General features: G+C 59.6%; 15 protein-coding genes. 13 read left to right on the top strand and 2 right to left on the bottom strand.

What is annotated here, in order from left to right; all coding sequences use genetic code 11:
- Genes waaC through AC1RKH_RS06020 form a run of 4 tightly spaced genes read left to right on the top strand, consistent with a single transcriptional unit; the run spans position 1 to position 4442 of the window.
- Entirely contained in the window at positions 1-1074 is a 1074-nt protein-coding gene (waaC, locus tag AC1RKH_RS06035; RefSeq protein ID WP_493062069.1) for a lipopolysaccharide heptosyltransferase I, read from the top strand.
- Positions 1074-2195, top strand: a complete 1122-nt coding sequence (locus tag AC1RKH_RS06030; RefSeq protein WP_493062070.1) for a glycosyltransferase family 4 protein — start codon at positions 1074-1076, stop codon at positions 2193-2195. Before waaC ends, AC1RKH_RS06030 begins: the two co-directional genes overlap by 1 nt.
- Entirely contained in the window at positions 2195-3001 is an 807-nt protein-coding gene (gene rfaP / locus AC1RKH_RS06025; RefSeq protein WP_493062071.1) for a lipopolysaccharide core heptose(I) kinase RfaP, read from the top strand. Before AC1RKH_RS06030 ends, rfaP begins: the two co-directional genes overlap by 1 nt.
- A gap of 1 nt (position 3002) precedes the next feature.
- Positions 3003-4442, top strand: a complete 1440-nt coding sequence (locus AC1RKH_RS06020) for a lipopolysaccharide kinase InaA family protein (RefSeq protein ID WP_493062072.1) — start codon at positions 3003-3005, stop codon at positions 4440-4442.
- 774 nt (positions 4443-5216) lie between these two features.
- Here the strand turns inward: AC1RKH_RS06020 and AC1RKH_RS06015 are convergent.
- Positions 5217-5588, bottom strand: a complete 372-nt coding sequence (locus tag AC1RKH_RS06015; protein WP_493062073.1) for a DUF6124 family protein — start codon at positions 5586-5588, stop codon at positions 5217-5219.
- 511 nt (positions 5589-6099) lie between these two features.
- Between AC1RKH_RS06015 and AC1RKH_RS06010 the strand changes: the two genes are divergently transcribed.
- The 9 genes from AC1RKH_RS06010 (at position 6100) to AC1RKH_RS05970 (ending at position 16006) form a co-directional block, all read left to right on the top strand.
- Positions 6100-6435: a YceK/YidQ family lipoprotein gene (locus tag AC1RKH_RS06010; RefSeq protein WP_493062250.1), complete on the top strand. Its 336-nt coding sequence runs from the start codon at positions 6100-6102 to the stop codon at positions 6433-6435.
- A gap of 175 nt (positions 6436-6610) precedes the next feature.
- A complete protein-coding gene (locus tag AC1RKH_RS06005; RefSeq protein WP_123423835.1) occupies positions 6611-8368 on the top strand; it encodes a carbamoyltransferase family protein in 1758 nt (585 codons plus the stop codon).
- Positions 8352-9482: a glycosyltransferase gene (locus AC1RKH_RS06000; protein ID WP_493062251.1), complete on the top strand. Its 1131-nt coding sequence runs from the start codon at positions 8352-8354 to the stop codon at positions 9480-9482. The genes AC1RKH_RS06005 and AC1RKH_RS06000 overlap by 17 nt, the downstream gene beginning before the upstream one ends.
- Positions 9482-10378, top strand: coding sequence for a GNAT family N-acetyltransferase (locus tag AC1RKH_RS05995; RefSeq protein WP_493062074.1), 897 nt, complete (start codon positions 9482-9484; stop codon positions 10376-10378). Before AC1RKH_RS06000 ends, AC1RKH_RS05995 begins: the two co-directional genes overlap by 1 nt.
- Entirely contained in the window at positions 10375-11799 is a 1425-nt protein-coding gene (locus AC1RKH_RS05990; protein WP_493062075.1) for a PIG-L deacetylase family protein, read from the top strand. Before AC1RKH_RS05995 ends, AC1RKH_RS05990 begins: the two co-directional genes overlap by 4 nt.
- A gap of 73 nt (positions 11800-11872) precedes the next feature.
- Positions 11873-13027, top strand: coding sequence for a glycosyltransferase (locus AC1RKH_RS05985; protein ID WP_493062076.1), 1155 nt, complete (start codon positions 11873-11875; stop codon positions 13025-13027).
- The gene (locus AC1RKH_RS05980; protein ID WP_493062077.1) at positions 13024-13908 is read left to right on the top strand and encodes a glycosyltransferase; all 885 of its coding nucleotides are present in this window, start codon (positions 13024-13026) and stop codon (positions 13906-13908) included. The genes AC1RKH_RS05985 and AC1RKH_RS05980 overlap by 4 nt, the downstream gene beginning before the upstream one ends.
- 59 nt (positions 13909-13967) lie before the next feature.
- Complete coding sequence (locus tag AC1RKH_RS05975) at positions 13968-15224, top strand: capsule biosynthesis protein (RefSeq protein ID WP_493062078.1); 1257 nt, start codon at positions 13968-13970, stop codon at positions 15222-15224.
- A gap of 56 nt (positions 15225-15280) precedes the next feature.
- Positions 15281-16006: a glycosyltransferase family 25 protein gene (locus AC1RKH_RS05970; protein ID WP_493062079.1), complete on the top strand. Its 726-nt coding sequence runs from the start codon at positions 15281-15283 to the stop codon at positions 16004-16006.
- Positions 16007-16042: 36 nt separating this feature from the next.
- Here AC1RKH_RS05970 and AC1RKH_RS05965 read toward each other — a convergent pair whose 3' ends face one another.
- Positions 16043-17896: an O-antigen ligase family protein gene (locus AC1RKH_RS05965; protein ID WP_493062080.1), complete on the bottom strand. Its 1854-nt coding sequence runs from the start codon at positions 17894-17896 to the stop codon at positions 16043-16045.
- Positions 17897-17916 lie beyond the last annotated feature (20 nt).

Below are 17916 nucleotides of genomic sequence, written 5' to 3'. Positions count from 1 at the left end.
TTGCGGGTATTGTTGATCAAGACTTCTTCGTTGGGCGACGTGATTCATGCGTTGCCGGCGTTGACCGACGCGGCACGGGCGATCCCGGGCATCAAGTTCGACTGGGTGGTGGAAGAAGGTTTTGCCGAGATCCCGACCTGGCACCCGGCTGTCGGCAAGGTGATTCCGGTGGCGATCCGGCGCTGGCGCAAGAATATCTGGCAGACCATCAAAAGCGGCGAGTGGAAACGCTTCAAGCAGAGTGTTCGCGCCACGAAATACGATCTGGTGATCGACGCTCAGGGCCTGCTCAAAAGTGCCTGGCTGACCCGTTACGTCCGTGCCCCGGTGGCCGGTCTGGACAAGAACTCAGCCCGTGAGCCAATCGCCGCGCGCTTTTATTCGCGCCGTCTGGCGGTGGCCCGTGGTCAACATGCGGTGGAGCGAGTGCGTCAGTTGTTCGCCGTGGCGCTGGGCTACGACCTGCCGCAAGGGCTAGGCGATTACGGCCTGAACGTCGAGCGGCTGGTCGAGTTGCCACGCAAGAATCCTTATGTGTTGTTCCTGCACGGCACCACGTGGGACACCAAGCACTGGCCGGAAGCTTATTGGCGTGAGCTGGCCGAACGCGTGGGGCACCTCGGCGTGGCGGTGAAGCTGCCATGGGGCAACCCGGCCGAGAAGGCCCGCGCCGAGCGTATCGCCAAGGGCCTGCGTAATGCCGAAGTATTGCCCAAGTTGAACCTGGCCGGCGTCGCCAAGGTCTTGGCCGGCGCACAAGCCTGCGTGGCGGTGGACACCGGTCTCGGTCATTTGGCCGCCGCGCTGGACGTGCCGACTCTGTCACTGTTCGGTCCGACCAATCCGGGCCTGACCGGTGCCTATGGCAAAAGCCAGGTGCACCTGGCGAGCAACTTCCCGTGCGCGCCATGCCTGCAGAAGAAATGTTCTTACCAACCGACGGCTGAAGATCAGCGTCGGTTTGATCTCAAGCGCGAGTGGCCGCTGTGCTTCACTCGCCTGAACCCCGAGCGTGTCGCGAGCCGTTTAAGCACGCTTTTGCAGCCGCCATTACTGGCTGAGGAGCTGCGCTGATGCAACTGGCATTTGTCCTATACAAATATTTCCCGTTTGGCGGTTTGCAGCGCGATTTCATGCGCATCGCTTTGGAATGTCAGCAGCGCGGGCATCAGATCCGCGTGTATACGCTGATCTGGGAAGGTGATGTGCCGCCGGGTTTCGAAGTGCTGGTGGCGCCGGTCAAAGCCATCTTCAACCATCGCCGCAACGAGAAACTCAGCGCCTGGATGGAAGCCGATCTGGCCAAGCGTCCGGTGGACCGGCTGATCGGTTTCAACAAAATGCCGGGGCTCGACGTCTACTACGCCGCCGATGGCTGCTTCGAGGACAAGGCGCAGACTCTGCGCAATGCTCTCTACCGTCGCTGGGGCCGCTACCGGCACTTCGCCGAGTACGAGCGCGCAGTGTTCGCCAAAGATGCGAAAACCGATGTGTTGATGATTTCCGAAGTCCAGCAGCCGCTGTTCATCAAGCATTACGACACACCGCTTGAGCGCTTCCATCTGCTGCCACCGGGCATTGCCCTGGACCGTCGTGCGCCGGCCAATGCGGCCGACATCCGCGCCGAGTTCCGTCGTGAATTCTCCCTGGCCGACGACGAATTGTTGTTGGTGCAGATCGGTTCCGGGTTCAAGACCAAAGGTCTCGATCGCAGCCTCAAGGCCCTGGCGGCGCTGCCATCGGAGCTGCGTAAACGTACCCGGCTGTTTGTCATTGGCCAGGACGACCCCAAAGTATTTCAGTTACAGAGTGCCGCGTTGGGGCTCGGCGATAACGTGAAGTTCCTCAAGGGGCGCAGCGATATTCCGCGTTTCCTGCTCGGTGCCGATCTGCTGATCCACCCGGCGTACAACGAAAACACCGGGACGGTATTGCTTGAAGCACTGGTTGCCGGTTTGCCGGTGCTGGTCAGTGCGGTGTGCGGTTATGCGCATTACATCGCCGAAGCCGACAGCGGTCTGGTGCTGGATGAACCGTTTGAGCAGGCGCAACTCACGCAGTACCTGACGACCATGTTGAGCGACGACGCAGCGCGTGCGGCCTGGGGCCGTAATGGTCTGGCCTTTGCCGACACGGCCGATCTCTACAGCATGCCGCAGCACGCGGCGGATGTGATTCTGGCGGAGCAACACTGATGAAGTTGATTCTTGCCGAACCGTTCAAGAGCCTTTGGGCCGGGCGCGATGCGTTCACCGAAGTCGAAGGCCTGAAGGGCGAGGTTTACCGCGAGCTCGAAGCGCGCCGTACCCTGCGCACCGAAGTCGCCGGGAGCGGCTTCTTTGTGAAAATTCACCGCGGCATTGGCTGGGGCGAAATCTTCAAGAATCTGCTCACCGCCAAGCTGCCGGTACTCGGTGCTGGCCAGGAATGGCGGGCTATCCAGCGTTTGCAGGAAGCCGGTGTGCCGACCATGACCGCCGTTGCTTACGGCGAGCGCGGCAGCAACCCGGCGGACCAGCACTCGTTCATCGTCACGCAAGAACTGGCGCCGACTGTCAGCCTGGAAGACTTCAGCATCGATTGGGTCAAGCAGCCGCCTACACCTGCGCTCAAGCGTGCGCTGATCGCCGAGGTGGCGCGCATGACCGGCATGATGCACCGCGCCGGGGTTAACCACCGCGACTGCTACATCTGCCATTTTCTGCTGCACACCGACAAACCGGTGACGGCCGACGACTTCAAGCTTTCGGTCATCGATTTACACCGTGCCCAGACCCGCCGGGCAATCACCAAACGCTGGCGTAACAAGGACCTGGCGGCGTTGTATTTCTCGGCGCTGGATATCGGCCTGACGCGTCGCGACAAGTTGCGTTTCCTCAAAGGTTACTTCCAGCAGCCCTTGCGCCAGATTCTGCGCGAAGAGGCATCGTTGCTGGCGTGGCTCGAAGGCAAGGCCAACAAGCTTTATGCGCGTAAACAGCGCTATGGAGATGCGCTCTGATATGCGTTTGTCTGAACTGAAGGGGGTCGGTCGCACGCCAGGCTTGCCATTGAGTATCGAGCTGGCTGACGCCGCAGGTCCGGGGCAGTTGCAATTGCTCAGCTTGCTGCGGGTTCTTCCGGGCCAGCGTTATGTGGGCGCCGCTGTTTGGCGCGGACGTCCGGTGCTGGCCAAACTGCTGGTGGGCAGCAAGGCTGCCAAGCATTTTCAGCGTGAGTTGGACGGTGTACGCCTGCTCGCGGCTCAAGGGTTGATCACGCCGTTGTTGCTGGCCGATGGCTTGAAAGACAGCGAGGGTGGCTGGCTGCTGTTCGATTTCCTCGAAGGCGCCGAAAGTCTTGGCGACGCCTGGAAGCAGGTCGAAGCACTGCCGGTGCTGGCGGACGAGCAAACGGCAGTGTTGGCCGAGGCGCTGGCGGCCATTGGTCAATTGCACAGCAAGGGCCTGTGGCAGGAAGACCTGCACCTGGACAATCTGCTGCGTCACGACGGCCAGCTGTACTTGATCGATGGTGCGGGTATTCGTGTCGAACAGGCTGGTCAGCCGTTGTCCCGACAAAAAGTCCTGGAAAACCTCGGGGTGTTTTTCGCCCAATTACCCAAGTCGCTTGAGCCGTTCACCGAAGAGTTGCTGGTGTATTACCTGCTGAGCAACGGCGAGCACGCGTTGCCATTGGAAGCGCTGCAAAAACAGGTGAGCAAGGTCCGCAGCTGGCGCTTGAAAGACTTCCTGATCAAGGTCGGCCGCGAATGCACGCTGTTCAGCGTGCAGCGCGGGGCATTCGGATTGCGCGCGATTCGTCGTGAAGAAGAAGCGGCCATGCTGCCGGTATTGGCGCAGGCCGATGTGTTGCTCGATCAGGGGCATCTGTACAAGACCGGTGGTGCGGCGAGTGTTGGCAAGGTCGAGGTGGCGGGGCGCACGCTGCTGGTCAAGCGCTACAACATCAAGGGCTTTGCCCATTGGCTCAAACGCTTCTGGCGCCCGAGCCGCGCCTGGCACTCATGGCGCGAGGGCAATCGTCTGGCGTTCCTGGGTATCGCCACCCCGAAACCGTTGGCGGTGTTGGAAAAGCGTTTTTTCTGGTTGCGCAGTCGGGCCTATCTGATCACCGAATACCTGTCGGGACCGGACATCATCGAACGCTTCGCGCCGTTCGTTGAGAGTGGTGATGCGCCTGAAGCTGAGTTGCTGGCGCTGGATCACTTGTTTGCCGAGCTGATTCGCGAGCGCATCAGCCATGGGGATTTCAAGGGGCATAATCTGTTTTGGGACGTGGATCGCTGGTCGTTGATTGACCTGGATTCGATGTGTCAGCACGGTTCGCTGAGTGGTTTTGCTCCGGCGTATGCGCGGGATCGGGCGCGGTTTATGCGTAACTGGCCTGAGAGCAGTGCCCTGCATCAGGTTATCGATCAGCGTTTGCCCAAGGATGTGTAGGCGCTGCCGCAGTCTACGATCTTTTGATCCTGGCGGCCTGACAGCCGACCCATCTCCCACAGATGTACACCAATCAAACCTGTGGGAGCGAGCCTGCTCGCGATGGCGACCTGACAGCCGACCAATCTCTTGCGGATGTACCCCAATCAAAATTGTGGGAGCTGGCTTGCCTGCGAAGGCGACCTGACAGTCGACCAATCTCCCGCAGATGTACATCAATCAAACCTGTGGGAGCGAGCCTGCTCGCGATGGCGGCCGGACAGCCGGCCAATCTCTTGCAGGTGTACATATCCATTCCTGCGGTAACGGCCACTTAGGGTTTCGCCCTTACGGCGCCTCACTTTTCCAGACGCCGAAAAGTAAGCAAAAGGCTTCGCCCCAAGCGTACGGCACCTCGCCTAGGCTCGGCGTTCCCTCGCTCCGGCATTCATCAGGGGGCATCGCCTACGGTCTGCTTCGCGACGACCTCCTCTCGATGTGTCCGGCTGCGCCGTACGGCGCTGCGCGCCCACCCCCTGATGAACACCTCCACTCGGCCTGCCGAAGGGGCGGGTGGATCAAGATCAACGGCTGCAGGCGAGCTAACGCTCGGCCTGTTGAGTGGTGAAGGAGCGCCGCTGGTGATGATCTTCGTAGGAGCTGCCGAAGGCTGCGATCTTTTGACCCTGGCGGCCTGACAGCCGACCTAAGTGGTTGGGGTGTGTACGGCTTTGGAGGCTGATGCACACCAATCAAAACTGTGGGACGGGCCGGCGGCCCTCCCACAGTCCAGTGTTACGGCGCCTCTGGCTGATCGAAACTATCCAGCGCTCGGTTCACCAACAGCTCCCCCAACGAGATCATTTGCTGAATCGCCAGCGCCACATGCCGGCGCGTGCCTTCGAGCTCGAACGCCAGGTCGCTGGCCAGCACATTGACCGAGGCGAGGGTTTCCGAAGCGTGGGCCAGCAGGGTTTCGTTATCCAGATCGGGGATGACCGCGAAGATGTTGGAGGGACGTTTGTCAGGCAGGTTGGCTTGGGCGAACGGCGGTTTCAGATGGTGATCCAGCGCGCGCTCGGCGGCGTCGTGGAGTTTTCTGGAGTCGGTGGAGGCGTACGGGGAAGTGCTTGGGGTTTCAGGGGGATTTGGAGTGACTTTGTGCATGATGAAGCTCCCAGAGTAGTGGAGCTGCCACAAGGTCTTCTCACGGACTTGGGGTGGCAGCCGTACGCGGGGTGAGAAACCGGGACTCTAGGAACCCGGCCACGCCGAAGCGTGCCCGCGCACAGCCGCCATAATTTGAGCGACAGACGAAAAAACGTCTGCACTGTATAGGGTGGTCAGCTGTGCGCCTAGAGGAGTCCGGATTCTCACGTCCGGTCGCTGAATTGGCAGCGACCACCAAAGACTAGTCATGCGGCTTCCCACCGACAACCTGAAAACCATGTCAGAAGCTTCTCTGAATCCTACTCATGGGATAAACACGCAACCTGTGGCGAGGGAGCTTGCTCGCGATGGCGGCCTGACAGCCGACCTGAGTGGCGGGAGCCGGTAGCCGCTTTGTATTGTTGGTGACAACTCTTTATGAATCATCCTACGTGATCTACAGAGGTCGTGATCTGTGGGGGCAACGATCGCGGTGCTAGCGTTGCCTGATGTTCTCGGAGGGCAAACATTGACTATAAAAACGGTTATTTCGCTGGGCGCTTTTTCTCTTGTTTTAGGCGGTTGCGGGACCGTTAGTACGGTGTTACAAGATGATGCGGAGGCGGCCCGTGGTCTCAGGAAGCAGAAAACCTATTGTCAGGCCATTCCCCGTATCTACAGTGGTCTGGCTTATGATTTTTGTATCTTGAATGCACCCCCTGATCCCACGGGGATCCTGGTGCCACTGGTGCTGCTGGATTTGACGGTGTCGGGTATCCTGGACACGGTGTGCTTGCCGTACACGGTTTACCGGCAGGCTACCGACGGCAATATCAGGATTTACTGGCGCCCGGGCCGTGGTTGAGTGCGCTCGTACAACGGCGTCCAAGGTGATCTCCCCCGCGTCAAACAACCTCTGGGTCATTCCCGCCATCTTTACGCTATAATCCCGCCCTTTAGCTGTTTCTCGCCCTTTTGCGAGGACACATTATTTCCAGGCGCATGTCGCCTGCATGCAGACTTAAAGAGGCTAGACCCCTGTGGCATTGACGATTCTTGGCCTGTCCGGCGCCCTTAGCCATGATCCTTCCGCAGCCTTGTACATCGACGGCAAGTTGGTCGCGGCCGCTGAAGAAGAACGCTTCGTACGCGATAAACATGCAAAGAACCGCATGCCTTACGAATCGGCGAAGTTCTGTCTGGAACAGGCTGGTATCAAACCTTCCGACGTTGACGTAGTGGCGATCCCGTTCGCCCCGATCAGCCTGTTCGGCAAGGCCCGCTGGCACTACGCCAAGCGTTACTGGTACGCCCCGGATCGCGCGCTTGACGCGATCCTGATGGGCAACCGTCGCTACAAACGCTACCGCAACAAGATTGTCTGGTGCCTCGAGCAACTGGGCTTCGATCCGAAGAAAATCAAGATCGAGCCGGTCGAGCATCACCTGGCTCACGCCTCCAGCGCCTACCACTGCTCCGGTTTCAAAGAGAAAACCGCGATCCTCGGGATCGACGGCAAAGGCGAGTACGCCACGACCTTCTTCGGTTATGGCGAGAACGGCAAGATCCACAAGATCAAAGAATTCTTCGACCCGGATTCCCTTGGTGGCCTGTACGGCGCGATCACCGAGTTTCTCGGTTTTGAAATGCTCGACGGTGAGTTCAAGGTCATGGGTATGGCGCCGTACGGCGACGCCAGCAAATACGATTTCTCCCGACTGGCCTCGTTCGAAAACGGCGAGCTGGTCATCAACACCGATTACGCCAACGTCATCGGCCTGCGTCGCTACAAAGAGAAGCGCAAAGGTTTCTACTTCTCGCCGAAGCTGATCGAGTGGCTGGGACCGAAGCGCGAAGGTGACATCGCCGACGAACCGTACATCCACTACGCCGCGAGCATGCAAGCGCTGTTCGAGAAACTGGCGTTGCAGATGATCGACCACTACCTGGGCGACGTGCTCAAGGAAACCGGCAAGCTGGCTTTCGCTGGCGGTTGTGCGTTGAACGTCAAGCTGAACCAGAAAATCATCGCCCGCGATGACATCAAAGAACTGTTCGTACAACCTGCGTCCGGCGATGCCGGCACCGCGGTGGGTGCTGCTGCTTACGTGTCTCATGCCCGTGGTGTGCCGGTCGAGAAGATGGAACACGTCTACCTCGGCCCGTCGTACAGCAACGAAGACGTGATCGCGGCCTGCGCCCGTCACCCGAGCAAGCCTGTGTGGCGCAAGCTCGTCGACATGCCGGAGAAGATCGCCAAAATCATGGTCGACGGCAATCCGGTGGCCTGGTTCCAGGGGCGCATGGAGTTCGGTCCACGTGCGTTGGGCGGTCGTTCGATCATCGGTTGCCCGAGCGCCACCGGGGTGGCTGACCGGATCAACCATCAGATCAAGTTCCGCGAGCGCTGGAGGCCTTTCTGCCCGTCGATGCTCGACACCGTGGCGCCGCAGATGATCAAGATCGATCATCCGGCCCCCTTCATGACCTTCACTTTCGAAGTGGCTGAAGAGTGGAAAACCCGCGTGCCGGAAGTCGTTCACGAGGACGGTACTTCCCGTGCCCAGGTGCTCAAGCGCGAATACAATCCGCGCTACTACGACATGATGAAAGCGCTGGAAGTGCTGACCGGTAACGGCGTGTCGCTGAACACCTCGCTGAACCGCCGCGGTGAGCCGATGATCTGCTCGCCGACCGACGCCCTGAACATGTTCTTCGGTTCCGATCTACAGTATCTGATCATGGAAGATATTCTGGTGGTAAAAGACGGCGCGGATGCTTATGACTCGCTCGGCTGAACGCCATGTGCTGCAGTTCTGTCACGGCTATGACGGGCCGTTCCTCGACTGCGCGCGACAGTACGCCAGCCTGTTCGCAGGGTCCGGCTATCGAGTGACCACGGTGTTTCTCACCGGGGTCGCCGATGCCGACGTTGCGGCGGGCTGTGCGTCTGATGAAGTGTTGTTCATGGAGTACAGCTCCAAGGCCATTCGTGGCTTGAAGCTGGGGGCGATTGCCGATCTGCGCAAAATCGCCCAGTCGCGCAATTTCAGTTTTTGTATCGCCCACCGCTTCAAGCCGATCTACATTGCCTTGCTTGGCACGTCGCTGCCGGTAATCGGCGTGCATCACGGCTTTGGTGATTACCAGCGGCGCACGCGCAAGCTGTTCGCGCGTGTTTTCCGCAAGCGTCTGAGCCTGCTCGGGGTTTCCGATGCGGTGCGCGACGACATGCGTCGCTGCCTGCCGAAATGGCCGGCAGCGCGGATTCAAACTCTTTACAACCGCATTGATGTCGACGCGTTGCAGGCCTCTCAGGTGTCCTTCGATGAGGCGCGTGATGCCTTGGGCCTTTCGCCGGATGCGTGGGTGATCGGTAACGTCGGCCGCCTGCACCCGGACAAGGATCAGGCCACCTTGCTGCACGGTTTTGCCCAGGCCTTGCCGCGTTTGCCGGTCGACAGTCAGCTGGCGATTCTTGGCGCCGGACGTCTGGAGCAGCGGCTCAAGGATCTGGCCCGCGAACTTGGTATTGGTGACCGCGTGCTGTTTCTCGGTCAGGTACCGGAGGCGCGTCGCTACTTCCGGGCCTTCGATGTATTTGCCCTGAGCTCCGACCACGAACCGTTCGGCATGGTGCTGCTCGAAGCCATGGCCGCCGGTGTGCCGTTGCTGGCCACCGCGTGCGGCGGGGCTGCGGAGGTGGTCGAAGGTGTCGGTATTTTGTTCCCGCTGGGGGACGCCGAGCATCTGGCGCAAGGGCTGCAACACCTTGCCGTCATGAATCAGCACGAGCGTCAGGTCTGCGCCGAGATGATGCTTGATCGCCTGCGTGAACGCTTCTCGGATCGGGCCGTACACGACGCGTTCTGGCGTCTGCCGCACGTCATTGAACTGACGGCGAGGGCCTGATGCTCAACCGATTTCAAGGCTGGCGTGAGCGTGGCTGGTCCGTTGTCGACGCGTCGACCTATAGCGATGCCTGGCAGCGTTTTGGCGGTAGCGTCGCGACGCATCCACTGGTGGTCGAGCGTCTGGCGCAGTTGGCCGATATCCCGGTGCGTTACCTGGCCTGGGAGCAGGGTGGCGAACTGAAAGCCGCGATCCCGACCTGGGGCCGCGATCTCGCATTGTCCAAGGACGTGCTCAAGCGTAACGGCAAGAAAGGCCTGTTCGATCTCGGCAACGCTGAGTTTATCCTGCCGGCTGCGGCCGATGCGCAGGCGCTGTTGCGTCACCGCGGGCGTTACCTGTCGGCGCTGAATGAAGGCCGCTTTGCCGGCCTCAAGCCGCAAGCCGAACAACTGGCTATGGCCCGCACACCTGAAGAACTGTCGAAGAAGTTTCGCTACAACCAGCGTCGTGAGTTGCGCTTGCTTGAAGAGGCCGGTGGCGTGGTACGGCCGGTCAGCGAGTTTTCCAGTCAGGAGCTGGCGGTGATCTACTGCGATCTGTTCCAGCGCCGCTGGGGTTTTCCAGCGACCGGTGCGCCGCGCATGAGCGAGGTGCTCGAGTTGCTGCGCGAGTTGCTGATCGGCTCGGTGATTTTCCTCAACGATGCGCCGATTGCGATTCAGTTGGTCTACCGGGTTGAAGCGCCGGAGTGGATCAGCGTCGAGTACATCAATGGCGGTGTCGATCCTGAAACCCGCGAATTCAGCCCCGGCAGCGTATTGAGTTTCCTCAATACCCAAAGCGCCTGGGAGCAGGCGCGAGCGATCGACAAGCCGCTGCGCTTTTCCTTCGGGCGCGCTGATCGCGAATACAAGGACCGCTGGTGCAACTCTGTGCCGGTGTTCACCGTATGAGCCAGACCAGCAGCCGCAAGCAGCAATTGCTCAAGCGTCATCGACGCAACAAACGCATCGGTCTGTTGATCGCACTGTTGCTGTTGATCGCTGTGGGTGTGCTGGTGGCCTGGTGGCTGCCACTGGTACTTGCGGTCCTGGCCTGGATCGCCCACGAGGCGTGGTTTGCTGACCACCTGTTTTACTCGCCCAAGGATGATTACCAGTACAGCTTTGCGCCGTACACCCAGCAGCCCAAGGTTCGCCTGGACGGTGGACGTCTGTTGCTGGACGACGGTGTGATCCTGGCCGACAACACCACATTGGTGCTGGCGCTACGGATAAAAAGCACCTGGCTGGGACGCTTTATCGACCCGGTGGTCGAGTTGTCGGGTGGCGATGATCCGGACCGGCAAACCTTCGAGCGCGGTGTAAGCGGCCTGCGTTACCTCAATCTCAGCGGCCAGGCAGACGCTTTGTCGCAGGGCCATTTGCGTTTGCGCGGGCACTTCTGCCGGGTGCTCGGTGAGCCAGTGCTCTGGTCGTTCGAACAAGCTGATTACCGTCGTCAGCGAGTGATGGTTATTGCGCCTCATGCCGACGATGCCGAGCTGGCTGCTTTCGGTTTGTACAGCCAGGCCAATGAGGCCTGGATCGTCACGTTGACCGCCGGTGAAATCGAAGCCGAGCACTATCAACAGATGGGGCTGAACACCGTCGAAGCTTCGCGGATCAAGGGCCGCTTGCGCGCCTGGGACAGTATTGCAGTGCCGCGCTGGGCTGGTGTGCCTGAATCGCGGTGCGTGCAACTGGGGTATTTTTGCCTGCAGCTGGCCGCGATGCAGGCTGCGCCGGATCAGCCAATCGCCTCCCGGGAAGCGGACTTGAGCGATACCCGGCTGTTCCGCCAATTGAACCCGTTCTCCCTGCCCGGTGACCGCGATGGCGCACCGACCTGGAATAATCTGCTGGCCGATTTGCGTGAGTTGCTGCTCAAGGCTCGCCCTGAAGTGATCGTCCTGCCACACCCTGTGCTGGATCCGCATCCTGATCACATCTGCGCACAGCAAGCCGTGCTTGAAGCCTTGCAGGGCCTTGAGTGGCAGCCGACTACACTGCTGGGCTACGCCAACCACCTGCATGACAATGATCGTTGGCCAATGGGCGATTCAGGGGCCGGGATTGCATTGCCGCCGGTGTTCGATTCGGCGCACGTGCTGCAGCCGTATTGCCTGGCATTGTCGATTGAGCAACAGCGTGACAAGGCCATGGCGCTGGGGATGATGCATGATTTGCAACCGCGGATGCCGTTCAAGCGTCGATTGCGCCGCTCGATACAGTGGCTCCTGGCCGGCAGAGCGCCGTCGCCTCTCGGAGAGAACGAGTTTTTTCGCAAGGCTGTCAGGCGTCATGAGCTGTTCTGGCTGCTGAGGCTTAAATGAAGCAACACAGGTAACGCTTGGCTGCCGAGTCGATCTCGGTCATTGATGCAACAGGTTTCATCGGGGATGAGTCATGAATCAGCGTTCCAAGGTCTTGCAGCTGCAACCTGACTACAACGTTAAAGCGCACGATTTTGCCGACCTTGCGGAGCAGATCGTCAAAGCCCTGCCGGTAGAGCGTTATGAAATAACCGCGGCGTTCTTGCGCGGCCGACCGGGGCCGGGTGAGGCCGTGAGCCGTGCCGCTCGCTCGGTCTATTTCGAGTTCTCCGACAAGTCCCTCAAGGGGATGCGCCTGCGAGCCATGTGGCGGCTGTATCAGTTTTGCCGAAAAGAAAAGTTTGATGTGGTCATCTGCAACCGCTTCAAACCGGTGAATATGCTGTTGCAACTCAACCGCTGGCTGAAAATACCGTTGTGTATCGGTATCTCTCATGGCTTCGGCGAGTACGATCGTTATTATCGGCGACGTCAGGCCCAGAGCCTGGTCGACGGTCACTGGCGTTTTGTCGGTGTGTCACCAGCGGTCAAGCAGTACTTGCTCGATTGTGATTGTGGCTTCACTGACCTCAATACCTATGCCATTACCAATGCCATTGATATCGAGCAGGCTGAAGGCTTGCAGCACTCCCGTGAGCGTTCGCGCGAACTGTTGGGGCTTGATTCGTCAGTACGCTTGATCGGCGCGCTTGGGCGTCTGGTACCCGTTAAAGGTCATATTTATTTATTGCAGGCCTTTGCCGAGCTCAAAGATAAATATCCCCAGACTCAACTGGCGATCATCGGTGCCGGTCGCGAAGAAGCACGTTTGACCAGTGAAATTGAGCGATTGGGTCTGAGTGGCCGTGCGCATCTCCTGGGGTTCAAGGAAAACGCCCTGCAGTATGTTCGCGCGTTTGATATCTGGACCATGCCCTCGTTGGCCGAGGGGTTGGGCCTGGCGTTACTCGAAGGCATGAGCGGCCATTTGCCGGTGATTGCCTCGGACGTGCCTGCCATGCTTCCGCTTGTTCAGGGTGCGGGTGGTCTTGCGGTCGAGCCTGCGAATGTCCCGTCTCTTGTCAGGGCGCTGGATACGTATCTGGGGCTTTCGGATGAGGACCTCAAGGCCAAAGGTGAGCTGGCTTACCGTTATCTGCAGGAACAGCACGATATCGACGTGTTCCGTCAGGAGTATCTGCAATTGATCGACTCAGGCTTGAGTCAGGCGCGTAAGGGGGAAGTATGAAAGATGATCAACCTGTGGTGACGGTGATCATCGCTTCTTATAACCACGGCCCGTATATAGAGCAGAGTATTCTCAGCGTCCTGAATCAGACCTATCCGAATATCGAGCTGCTGGTCATCGATGATGGCTCCACGGATGACAGCGTCGAGCGTATCCATCGGTTGCAAGAGCAACACTCGTTCGATTTTCGGGTTCAGCAGAATCAGGGGCTGACCAATACGCTCAATGGTGCGATTGCTCGGGCCAAAGGCAGCTTGATTGTCCCATTCGGTTCTGACGACATCATGTTGCCGGAGCGGATAGCGATTCAAGTCGCCTACTTGGACGGTAAGCCCGAGGTCGGTATTTGCGCCGGCAACATCGAACTGATCGACGCCGATGGCAATCTCTTTCCCGAGAAACGTCAACGTCGGGATGTGCCGTTCCGACGCCTGGACTTTGATGACATGTTCCTCGAGCGAAAACCTTATCCGCCGGCCCCGACATTGATGATTCGGCGTGAGGCGCTGGACAAGGTGGGTGGCTTCGACCCGAATATTCGTCTGGAGGACCTGCTGATCGAGTTGAAGGTGACTCACGCCGGTTACTTCATCGATGGTCTGAATGTACTGATGGCGCGCTATCGCAAGCACGCGACCAACTCGTACAAGAATCATCGCTTCATGATCGACAACATTCTGCGGTCCTACGCGCTGTTCAGCGATCATCCGTCGTATGACGAGGTGCGTTACAAATTCCTCAACTCGATGTTCCTCAAAACCTCCAATCGCGATCGGGCGCTGGCTCGCGAACTGCTGACACAGATCCCTTTCAAAGCCTGGACTGGCAAGACCTGGCGCGGATTGGCGCGGTTGTGTTTTTCCCGGCTGGAAAAGAGCTGAGGCGGCAATCAAATGGGCTGGATTCAACGCTTTCTGGAAAAATGTCTATTGAGGTCGGCATGATCCTGGATGTTTCCGGCAACAGCTGGGCCGACAAGGCTCACGCCCTGGACCGCTATCGTTGGCGGCGGTTGCGCGAGCGTCATTCCTGGCTGGGCAGCCTCTTGCGCTTTGGCCGGGATGCTTGCGTAGACTGGTTGTTCGGTTGGAGGGCACAGGCGCGTCTGGCGGCCGAGGTCGTGGCCGAGCCCTGCGATTTCCTGTTGTTGCAGTCGGCGTCCAAAGTCATTCCCTTGCGGCGCAAGAAGCTGCTGATTGCGGCGCTGCGCGCCAGCGGTCACTCACTGGTGGAAACCGCGCTGCAGGTGCCCGCGACCATTCTTGCCCGGCGTCTGCTCAAGCATCCGCAGCAGTCGGTGCCGCTGCGCTATTTTGGCTATGCCGCGCATGCCGAGTGGCTGGTGGCTCACCACCAGCCGAAGATTCTGCTCAACGACCGTAACGGCAGCCTGTATGCGCCTTTCCTGCGCCTGGCACAGAACCGGCGCCAGCACCTGCTGGTGCACCTGGCGCACGCGACGACGGTCGAGTCGTCGAGTCGTCTGGGCATGAACGACTATGACTATTACTTCATGTTCGGTCGCAGTTCGCTGGAGGCCTTGCAGTCGCGCCCGTTGCGCTTCGGCAGTTCGAATGCGGTACTGTCCGGTTCGCACATGATTGACGTCGCTTACGACTTGCCGCCACCCGACCCCGAGCGACAGGTGCTGCTGGTCCTGGGTGTCGGTCCGGACAAAGAGAAGGAGCGCAGCTACCGGCGAACCTACGCCTTGCTGCGCGACTGGGCGGCGCAGCACCCTGAGTACCAGATACTGATCAAGGCGCATCCACGTAGCCAGGTGTCGTTTTGGCACGGAGCGGCCGCGACACTGCCCAACGTGCAGGTTCTGGACCCTGGAGTCGGTCTGGCCGCAGCGCTGGAGCAGGCTTCGATCGTGGTGAGCATCATGTCTAACGCGGTTATCGAGGCGGCGCTGGCGCGGCGCCCGGTCATTTATGTCAATGTCGGTGAGCATCACGACATTTTTTCTCAGGAGCGCTTCCTGGGCGAGCGTGTCACCACGGCTGCAGAGCTGGCCGAGCGGGTAGTCTGGATTCAGGGCAACTATCAGCAGTGCCTGGAGCGGGCCCGGAATTTCGCAGAGTTTCACCTCGCACACGGGGTAGAAGGGCTGGATACCACCATCGGGTTGTTGGTCGACCTGTTGCAGGCAGAGCCTGTGCCTTCTCAGGTACTTGACGGCACCGTTCAGTAGGGGCTGCGAGTCAGGCCTGGCACATTAATAATCACGGTTGCGGTGGTGAGTGGAAAATGATTTGGCCTTTTGCACATGCCTGCGTCATCAATCTCGACAGCAGGAAGGATCGCTGGGCCCGCATACAGGCACACTTGCACAGTCTGGGACTGCAGGCCGAACGCTTCAGCGCAGTGTCGATGCATCAGTTGGACGATGACCCGCCTTCGCCGGAACTGCGCGAGTTTTTACTGCGCGTCGATGGCGACAGCGACAGGTTCGAACACAAATTGCGCGCCACTTGGGCGTGCATGCGCAGCCATCTTGCGGTGATTGCCCTGGCCAAGGCTCGCGGCTGGCCGCAGGTGCTGGTGCTGGAGGACGATTGCGAGTTTGAGGCCTATGCGCCTGCGGTCCTGCGTCGAGTGCCGGCACAGTTGTCATCGCGGGATTGGACCCTGCTGTATCTGGGGGGCACGCTGAAGAAGGGTGGGCAGGCGCGCAAGGTTTCAGCCAACCTGGTAGCGGTCAACCGGGTGCGTCTGGCGCATGCCTACGTGGTCAGGGCAGAACTCTATGATCGGATCCTGCAGGAGGCCCCAATCAGCGGGCTGCCGCTCGATTGGTATTACTCGGAAAGTCTCCTGCCCACGACTCGCGCGTTCCTTGTGCGCCCCCTGCTGGCCCGGCAGAGCCTGATGGTCATGAGTGATATCGAGCAGGTGGTACGCAAGCCCAAGCTCAAGACCCGGCAACTCCTGGGTCGGATGGCCGCGCGTCTTCGCTACGGCCTGTTCGGATAGTTTGCCGGCAGTAGCCAGGAGGCACCTCCGGTTCAATCAGCCCGCCAGGCCAAGGGAGTGCACTTGCTTGTGCACGCATTTGACCGCGTTGTCTGGTGCCAGGATGGCGTAGCCTTGAAGCAGATCGGCAAAATGCGCGTCAAACAGCCAGCGTCGGTCTTCCATGTAACGCTGCATATGGCACAGATTGCGTCGACGAAGCTCCAGGCTCAGAGGCGAGGGCAGGATGCGCAAGTCGGCCAGATCGATCAGGCCGAACTCGCCGTCGTCCAGCAAAAGAACGTTGCCAAGGTGCAATGAGCGGAAATAGACCCCGCGCTCGTGCAGTTCTGCCAGAAAGCGCCCGAAACGTTGCACCAGTGCCTGACGCATGCTCAAGCTGGGCATGGCTTGCAGCACCTGACGCAGTGTTCTGCCTGACAGGGGCTGGTAGCGTACGGCACTGCTGCCATCAGGCATGCTGTACAGCTCGATGATCGGCGGGGTGTTCAGGCCTGTACGGCCCAGGCGTTGGCTGTTTTCGGCGAAGCGCTTGGAATAGGGATAGAAGCTGCCATAGGTATACCAACTGCGGGCACGGAACAGCTTCAGAAAACTGCCATCCTCGAGTTTGAGGACTTTGGGCCCAAGACCGTCTTCTTCGACCACCGATGCGTTGGCTGTCATGCGTTGAGCGTCGTCGGCTGCGAGGCTGCGAGCCGAAAGTTTCGACATGCGATTCGTGCGCTGGGCAATGCTCAGCGCGGCCATCAGTGCCAGCGGGATCCACAGCAGGAACCAATGCTCCCTGGGGGTGTACAGGATATCGCCACCCTCCGCCAGGCTGGCCCCTATACCGAATACCATCAGGGTCGAGGCCAGGATAAACAGCGGTTGCGAACGCTGGCGCCAGCAGTTGAACAGCCCGAGAAGCTGCATGGCCAGCCAGGGCAGGAACCCGATGATGCCGACATAGAAGAGTACGCCCAAGGCAAAGCTATGAGGTTCGCGAAAGGGATACCCAACTCCCGGATCGATGGCCAGGACCGCGTCATAGCCATGACCAATCCAGGGCGCATCAGCGATCAGATGCAACGCCTGTTTCCAGATTTCGAAGCGGTAGGAGTCGCCGCGCGCCAGGAGCATTTCCGGGAAAGCGGCCAACATGCTTGCGGCAATGACGCCCACGATAGCCAGCAGCAACAATGAGCGACGGTTCCAGCAAATGAATGCCAGCCATAGGCCTGCCATGGCGATAGCAACCAGAGGCGTTCTGGAGCTGGTTGCCAGGGCGGCCGCGAACATGACCAGGAAGGCCGGGACAATACCGAGCAGCAGCTTCGGATTGCGCACGGTCATGCCCAGAAAAAACCAATAGATGCAGAAAAAGCCGAACAGGTGGGAACTGAGCAAGGGGTTGTCGAAGACACCCCCGCCGACCATCCGATCACCCGGCGCATAGTGCGACAGGAAAATATAAAGATTGAACACGCTGGCGACCAACGCAACCAGGGCCGCGGCCAGCAGGATGGGCTTGAAGCTTTCGGCGCGGTAGCGCAGCAGGAGGCTGGCGCCAGCAAAGAGCATGAAAATATACAGCGGTGGTTTTGTCAGGCTAAACAGGCTGTCTGGCGTAGGGCTCCAGTTCAGCGACAGCAGCGCCCAGGCGGAATAAAACAGGAATACCTGAACCAGCGGCTCTCGCAGGACGATCTTCAGTTCGCTGGGGCGTATGCACAGGGCGATCAGGGCGGGGGTGCTCACGAGGCCGTAAAACAGCTTTTGATAGACACCGCGCGTAGGCAGGAAAAACATTCCGCAAAGCAAAAGAAAAAAGCCGAGCGGCAGCACCCACAGGCAAATGAAATCGAAAACCCGGGTCCCGCTGGTGTTGATCCTGCTGAATGGCATGCTGATCTGTGTTCCGATTA

The sequence above is a fragment of the Pseudomonas sp. GW822-FHT06B12 genome, assembly GCF_058799675.1.
This window is presented reverse-complemented; position numbering and strand designations above follow the sequence as displayed.

Bases quoted from the DNA above. Each gene is read 5' to 3' on its own strand.
- AC1RKH_RS06030 (WP_493062070.1), top strand. From the start codon at position 1,074: ATGCAACTGGCATTTGTCCTATACAAATATTTCCCGTTTGGCGGTTTG.
- rfaP (WP_493062071.1), top strand. From the start codon at position 2,195: ATGAAGTTGATTCTTGCCGAACCGTTCAAGAGCCTTTGGGCCGGGCGC.
- AC1RKH_RS06020 (WP_493062072.1), top strand. From the start codon at position 3,003: ATGCGTTTGTCTGAACTGAAGGGGGTCGGTCGCACGCCAGGCTTGCCA.
- AC1RKH_RS06015 (WP_493062073.1), bottom strand. From the start codon at position 5,588: ATGCACAAAGTCACTCCAAATCCCCCTGAAACCCCAAGCACTTCCCCG.
- AC1RKH_RS06000 (WP_493062251.1), top strand. From the start codon at position 8,352: ATGACTCGCTCGGCTGAACGCCATGTGCTGCAGTTCTGTCACGGCTAT.
- AC1RKH_RS05995 (WP_493062074.1), top strand. From the start codon at position 9,482: ATGCTCAACCGATTTCAAGGCTGGCGTGAGCGTGGCTGGTCCGTTGTC.
- AC1RKH_RS05990 (WP_493062075.1), top strand. From the start codon at position 10,375: ATGAGCCAGACCAGCAGCCGCAAGCAGCAATTGCTCAAGCGTCATCGA.
- AC1RKH_RS05985 (WP_493062076.1), top strand. From the start codon at position 11,873: ATGAATCAGCGTTCCAAGGTCTTGCAGCTGCAACCTGACTACAACGTT.
- AC1RKH_RS05980 (WP_493062077.1), top strand. From the start codon at position 13,024: ATGAAAGATGATCAACCTGTGGTGACGGTGATCATCGCTTCTTATAAC.
- AC1RKH_RS05975 (WP_493062078.1), top strand. From the start codon at position 13,968: ATGATCCTGGATGTTTCCGGCAACAGCTGGGCCGACAAGGCTCACGCC.
- AC1RKH_RS05970 (WP_493062079.1), top strand. From the start codon at position 15,281: ATGATTTGGCCTTTTGCACATGCCTGCGTCATCAATCTCGACAGCAGG.
- AC1RKH_RS05965 (WP_493062080.1), bottom strand. From the start codon at position 17,896: ATGCCATTCAGCAGGATCAACACCAGCGGGACCCGGGTTTTCGATTTC.